The organism is Prevotella scopos JCM 17725, from assembly GCF_018127785.1.
Classification (GTDB): Bacteria; Bacteroidota; Bacteroidia; order Bacteroidales; family Bacteroidaceae; genus Prevotella; species Prevotella scopos.
In genome coordinates, this window is sequence record NZ_CP072389.1 from 1,429,838 (window position 1) to 1,436,604 (window position 6,767).

At 40.9% G+C, this 6,767-nt stretch carries 6 protein-coding genes; all 6 read left to right on the forward strand.

The window, feature by feature from the left end; translation table 11 throughout:
• The first annotated feature begins 118 nt into the window (after positions 1-118).
• The gene (locus tag J4856_RS05435; protein WP_234967208.1) at positions 119-2,158 is read left to right on the forward strand and encodes an RHS repeat-associated core domain-containing protein; all 2,040 of its coding nucleotides are present in this window, start codon (positions 119-121) and stop codon (positions 2,156-2,158) included.
• Positions 2,159-2,247: 89 nt separating this feature from the next.
• Positions 2,248-2,601, forward strand: a complete 354-nt coding sequence (locus J4856_RS05440) for a hypothetical protein (RefSeq protein WP_036895401.1) — start codon at positions 2,248-2,250, stop codon at positions 2,599-2,601.
• Positions 2,602-2,663: 62 nt separating this feature from the next.
• Complete coding sequence (locus tag J4856_RS05445) at positions 2,664-3,113, forward strand: DUF6078 family protein (RefSeq protein ID WP_025839565.1); 450 nt, start codon at positions 2,664-2,666, stop codon at positions 3,111-3,113.
• A gap of 471 nt (positions 3,114-3,584) precedes the next feature.
• Positions 3,585-5,345 carry an RHS repeat-associated core domain-containing protein gene (locus J4856_RS05450; RefSeq protein ID WP_428842429.1) on the forward strand — a complete coding sequence of 587 codons (1,761 nt, stop codon included), beginning with the start codon at positions 3,585-3,587 and terminating at the stop codon, positions 5,343-5,345.
• Entirely contained in the window at positions 5,306-5,896 is a 591-nt protein-coding gene (locus tag J4856_RS05455) for a hypothetical protein (protein WP_211817819.1), read from the forward strand. The genes J4856_RS05450 and J4856_RS05455 overlap by 40 nt, the downstream gene beginning before the upstream one ends.
• A gap of 49 nt (positions 5,897-5,945) precedes the next feature.
• Positions 5,946-6,644 carry a hypothetical protein gene (locus J4856_RS05460; RefSeq protein ID WP_044081228.1) on the forward strand — a complete coding sequence of 233 codons (699 nt, stop codon included), beginning with the start codon at positions 5,946-5,948 and terminating at the stop codon, positions 6,642-6,644.
• The last annotated feature ends 123 nt before the right edge of the window (positions 6,645-6,767 follow it).

Here is a 6,767-nt window from a genome sequence, read left to right on the forward strand (position 1 = left end):
AACGTACCGTTTCATTGCCTAAAAAATCAAGGGATATTAGTTAATGGAAACCTATACCTACGACAAGCAGCGTGAACGTCTGCAGGTGATGAACCTTACAGCGGATGGTCAGACTGTGATGGAAAACAGGTATCGTTATGATGCTGTGGATAATATCCTCGGTATTACGAATGCTGCCAACCCAACGTCGCTTACGAAACTCAACAAGGCGAAGCTGGGAGGAAGGAGTTCGCATACGTATGAGTATGATGAGTTGAACCGCCTTATTCATGCAAATGGTAAAGCAAAGCGTGCATCGTATGATATGGTGATGTCGTTCGGACGGATGAGTGAACCGCTGACAAAGGTGCAGAAGGTGGACTCAACGACAACTGCCAAGTCTTATAACTTCGCTTATAAGTATGAGGACAGTAACCATCCGACGGCTCCAACGCAGATTGGTCACGATCATTATACCTATGATGCTAACGGTAATCCAACACTGGTAACGAACGATTCGGCGAATACTACCCGTGAGATGTACTGGGACGAGGACAACCGACTGATGGTCTTAAGCGATAACGGCAAGACGAGTCGATATACGTATAATGCTGCCGGTGAGCGCATCATGAAGAGTTACGGTACGATGGAGGGTGTGTATATCAATGGTGCACCACAGGGTATCACATTCCACGAGACGGACAACTTTACGCTTTATCCGGCAAGTATCCTCTCTGTTAACAAGAATCGCTTCACAAAGCATTACTTCATTGGTGACAAACGAATCGCCAGCCGTATCGGTACAGGATTGTTCAACAACGTTTACGGACGTAACGGCTCATACGTAACGGCTGGTCAGCAGGACTATGCAGAGCGTATGAATCAGATTCAGACACAGAAGGAGGCATACTATAAGAAGGTGGGTGTAGCCCCTGGTGTACCGACAGAGAAGGGTGCGTATGGTGACCCGGAGAATACAAAACGAGGATATAACTCTATCATTGACACACTCGGCAACCACGATGTGCCACAGGGTTGGATTCAGACTCCACGCCCCAACACCACACCGAATACCAACCCCGGTCCACCTGTAAGCTGGAATGACCCGAGCAACCCTGATGACCCACAGGCTGGTTATGGTTACATTCCAAACGACACTACGAAAGAGGAAACCTTCTTCTATCACAGTGACCACCTCGGCTCAACGTCTTACATCACGGACGACCACGCCAATATCACCCAGTATGATGCATATCTTCCATACGGTGAACTGTTAGTTGATGAGCACAGCAGCAGTGAAGACCTACCGTACAAGTTCAACGGCAAACAGTTCGATGAAGAAACTGGCTTGTACTATTATGGTGCAAGATACATGGATCCCAAAATTTCCATGTGGTTAGGGGTAGATCCGCTAATGGAGAAATACCCGAATGTTACAGGGTATTGTTATACGATGGATAATCCTATAAAGTTTATAGATCCTAATGGTAAGGAAACATATGTGATTAAAAACAAAACAGGTACTTATACTGTTGTTGGCGGTATTCTCAACAATAATAGAGGAATCTATATTGCCTCAAAAGATAAATCTGGAAAATATACGATTAAAGGAGAAATGATAGGGATTTCTACTTCTACCACAACTTTTTATAATACCGATGCCAATAAAGGTAAAGGGGGGTGGGCTATAGGTGCTCAAATTAATCCCAATGATAAAAGCGGTATAAATTTCCTTAATAAGATTGTAAGTTCTAATGTAACATTAGGCGATTACATGAATAATGCGCGAACAAATCATCCATATGACTTTAAGGTGACTAATGGAGGGGATAAAGTTATAAGTAACACTCAAACCTACATATATAGAGGAGTGCCAATAGGAAAAGATGGTTTCGGGTATATCTTATATTCATCCGGACGTGATATTGGCAATATGGCTGCTGGTATTGTTGCTGCAAAAAATGGTATTCCATGGAGTATCGCTAGAGCTGCGTTTGATGCTTACCAAACAAAAAATAATATGGATAAGCACGGGTATTCTCTTGACAATATAAATGTAGAGGGAAAGTCTACGCGAAATGCAGAATATTACGGATGGTCGCAGATTTACAAATACTCAAATACTAAATCTAAAGCATCAAATCTTTGGAATAGTATTAAAAGATTCTTTTCTAAATAAAAATGAAGTACATAATTATATATGCATTCGTTTTACTTCTTGTTATTTCCTGTACAAACAAAAAGATAAAAAAGCGATATTATTGTGATATGAATAATATTTATATATCCGTTTCCGAGGGTGATAAGTATGATAGTCTCATCATTGGGGATACAGATTCTATCATTATTCGCAAAACCAATGGTTATTATGGAGAGATCCTGCTCTATTTTATTACCGGAACAGATACAATTTATGTAGATAACTTATATAAGAACATTTACAGGATACACCCACATTCCTTCTCTTATAAAACGATACGAAGAGATGGGGCTTTTAATGTGTTGGATTCTTTCCCCATGAAAGGGAGGAATATCGGTATTGTGGGTAACGGGGCTGAGTATTATTCTTTCTCGGCAGAAAAGAATGGTCGATACGTAAAAGATTTAGAGATTATCAAGTAAATTATTATCTTTGTAGTTGTAAAAAAGAATAAATTAACAGCTATATTTGATTAATCATATTTATGCAGATTGAAGAAATCCCCTTCGGCTACGCCTCATGCTACGCCACAGACAAAGAATGCGCGAAAGCAGTACACTGCCTTCGCCGCCAAGTTGCCCGACTATATCAGTTGCAACCCGAACCGCCGACAACGAACTATTGCGTAACGCCCGCCTACGTAGCACAAGTAGCGAAAGGCGAAGCGTGCCGCGAGTTTCGCAGTGACGCCCCCATGCGATACGCCCGAGGCATGCGCCGACTGTTCGACCATATCCCCAAAGCGCAGTACCACAGCGTGCGCTACGATGTAATGAACGTGTTCAGCAGCGAGCGCGCTTTCTATTACGCCCAAAAGGGAGACCAGCTCATTTCGCCCGAGCAGCAGGCAGAAATAACAACAATATTCAATGAATACGAACTCCCCGCCCCGCAATTCGACAGCTACGAACAGCGCCCCGACTGGGAACAATGAATCGATATAACGCGCACATTTACAACATGTTCAAGGCGGACAACACCGAACGAATGAATCGATACAACGCACTAAATCATTTCGCAATAGTACTGCAGAGATTCTGCACCCGCGTTGCAGTCTCACTGCAGAAGCCTTGCAGAAACACTGCAGCACGCATGCAGTAACACTGCAAGGCCTTTGCAGAAGAACTGCAAGACGTATGCAGTAATCGTGCAAACTAAGTAAATTAAAATTCTTCGATAATATAACAATGAACAATACGAGTACACGGAACAACCTCAACTACGCATCTACGGCAGACAGGGCGAAGTTGTTAAGACTGTCCGAACGGTCATGGCGAGCGTGGCGGACATCAGGACTTATGTCTATGGTGCTACGTATGACAGTTGGAATCGTGTGCAGACAATGACTTATCCTGACGGTGAAGTGGTGACTTATCACTACAATGCTGCAGGACAGGTGGAGAGCATGACGAGCAATAAACAGGGACGTCAGAGCGTTATTGTTGACAGGATAGGTTACGACAAGGAGGGTCATACGGTCTATACGAAGCTCGGTAATGGCACGGAGACAACCTATACATATGATAAGCAGCGTGAACGTCTGCAGGTGATGAACCTTACAGCGGACGGTCAGACTGTGATGGAGAACAGGTATCGTTATGATGCTGTGGATAATATCCTCGGTATTACGAATGCTACCGACCCAACGTCGCTTACAAAACTCAATAGGGCGAAGTTAGGAGGAAGGAGTTCGCATACGTATGAGTATGACGAACTAAACCGCCTTATCCACGCAAGCGGTAAGGCTAAGCGTGCATCGTATGATATGGTGATGTCGTTCGGACGGATGAGTGAACCGCTGACCAAGGTACAGAAGGTAGATTCAACGACAACTGCTAAGTCTTATAACTTCGCTTATAAATATGAGGATAGCAATCATCCGACGGCTCCAACACAGATTGGTCACGACCATTACACGTATGATGCCAACGGTAATCCTACACTGGTAACAAATGACTCTACGAACACTACTCGAGAGATGTACTGGGATGAAGACAACCGTCTGATGGTCTTAAGCGATAACGGCAAGACAAGCCGTTACACTTACAACGCTGCCGGCGAACGCATCATGAAGAGTTACGGTACGATGGAGGGTGTGTATATCAATGGTGCACCACAAGGCATCACATTGACAGATGTCGACTTCAGGCTGCACCAAGACAAAATGAGCAAGCTCTTTTGTGCTTGGTTTGCACTGAAGTTCCACGAGACAGATAACTTCACGCTTTATCCTGCAAGTATTCTCTCTGTTAACAAGAATAGATTCACGAAGCATTACTTCATTGGTGACAAACGAATCGCTTCAAGGATAGGAACGGGTCTGTTCAATAATGTCTATGGACGCAACGGTTCATACGTAACAGCTGGTCAGCAGGACTATGCTGAGCGTATGAATCAGATTCAGACACAGAAGGAAGCATACTATAAGAAGGTGGGTGTAGCCCCTGGTGTACCGACAGAGAAGGGTGCGTATGGTGATCCGGAGAACACAGGTGTAGGTTATAATTCTGTCCTCACAGAACTTGGCAACCATGATGTGCCACAGGGTTGGATTCAGACTCCACGTCCTAACACCACACCTAGCACTAACCCTGGTCCACCTGTAAGCTGGAATGACCCAAGCAATCCTGATGACCCACAGGCTGGTTATGGCTACATTGCCAACGACACTACAAAAGAGGAAACCTTCTTCTATCACAGTGACCACCTCGGTAGCACGTCTTACATCACAGATGATAAAGCCAACATCACACAATATGATGCATATCTTCCATACGGTGAACTCCTTGTTGATGAGCATAGTAGCAGTGAAGATCTCCCCTACAAGTTCAATGGCAAACAGTTCGATGAGGAAACTGGCTTGTACTATTATGGTGCAAGGTACTTGAATCCTATGACAAGTCTGTGGTATGGGGTGGATCCGTTAGCTGAGAAGTATCAGTTTTTAGGTTCTTATGTATATTGTAGTGCTAATCCCATTAAAATTATTGATGTTGATGGCAACGATGAGTTTCATGTAAATGGTAATGGAAATATAATTAAAGTCGTAAATAATAATTCTGCAAATATAACAATTGTTAGCCCAGATGGTTCTAAAAATATTTTTCAGATTATGAAACAAAGTCCATTTTCCTTGGTTGGGGAAATGGGAAGAATAGACAAATAATTGCGAACGTTGCAGCGTATTATGCCAAAGCTATAGGTATAAAAGCGACCGTAGGCACTATAGGTGAGATAAGAAAGGATGAAACTGCTTATTATGAGCCTAAAGATAATGGTATCTGGATTCCAGCGGGAGAAAATGGCACACCGGATATTCTTCTTAAAAATAAATATAATTTAATGAACACGTTGTTTCATGAAGACATGCACTTTCAAGATAATCATAGAGGGATGGGTGAGAGTCATTTTCTTCATGCATCGGTTGTATCTCGGGCAAGTAGTCATTGGACTTTTGCTATGACGACTCAAGATTATAAGGCTGGTCAGGCAATTTATTTCTCACAATTAGCTATGAATGCCTATTACAATCCTCCTAAAGATGCTAATTATACCAAACAAGATGTACTTAAGCTTATATCAAATTTTAATAAAACAAATAAAGGTAACATAAGATTATATTTTGATGAAAAAAGGAAAATAATGAATATTAGTATTGACAATAATAATCTCGGATCATTGAGATATAAAAAAAGTGATAAAACAATGAACTTATAATTAAAATGATAATATTTTGTGGATATATTATAATTAATGGAATTGAAGTATGAAGACAAAAATGATAATAGGTAAAACTGCCATGTCAATTGTTTTTTCAATTGTTGTTATATCCTTAATAATTATTTCTGGTAATTATTACGAAATTTATTTAGGTAAAAAGTATGGTAAAGATATTATAAGTAGATTAGAGCAGTACCGTCATTCTCATGGAATGTATCCTACAAAATTAGATTCTATTGGTTTATCTGAAAACCAAGAGACTTCAGAAGTTATGTTTCATGGTTATTCTTATATTTATTATTTCATGAGTGATTGTGAGTTTTCGCTCTCTTTTGATAAGAGAGATGGAACTTGGACATATTACTCCAATACTGATAAATGGTACGCAGGCGATGGTATAGACTCCATAAATGAATTTAGACATAAATTGTATTCACAATATTTACTCGAGTCTCGTGATAATGGGATAGTATTATTCCATAAAGTTGGGGACAAAGAAAAAGACAGCGTTTTGACGTATAATAATATAAAGTCTGGGAAGGTTGTGTATGTGATAAAGAGATATAAAAACGGGCATATTGCTGCAAAAGGATATTCCCTATATAATGACAAAACGAAAAGAGCAAAGCGAATAGGTACATGGACTATATTCACACAAAATGGTTTAAGCACCAGTGTATCGTATGATGTTGATTCAACGCATAAAGTTGTAATTGATTATTTACAAAACAAAATAAACTTATGACTAAAGGAAAAGATGGAGAGAGCACTGCCAATTCAAAAGGAAAAAAGGTTCGTATATATATTTGAGAAAACTTCTGTCTCAGGATAAGGCAATTTCTCTGTCTCTATTCCTATTCATATCTGG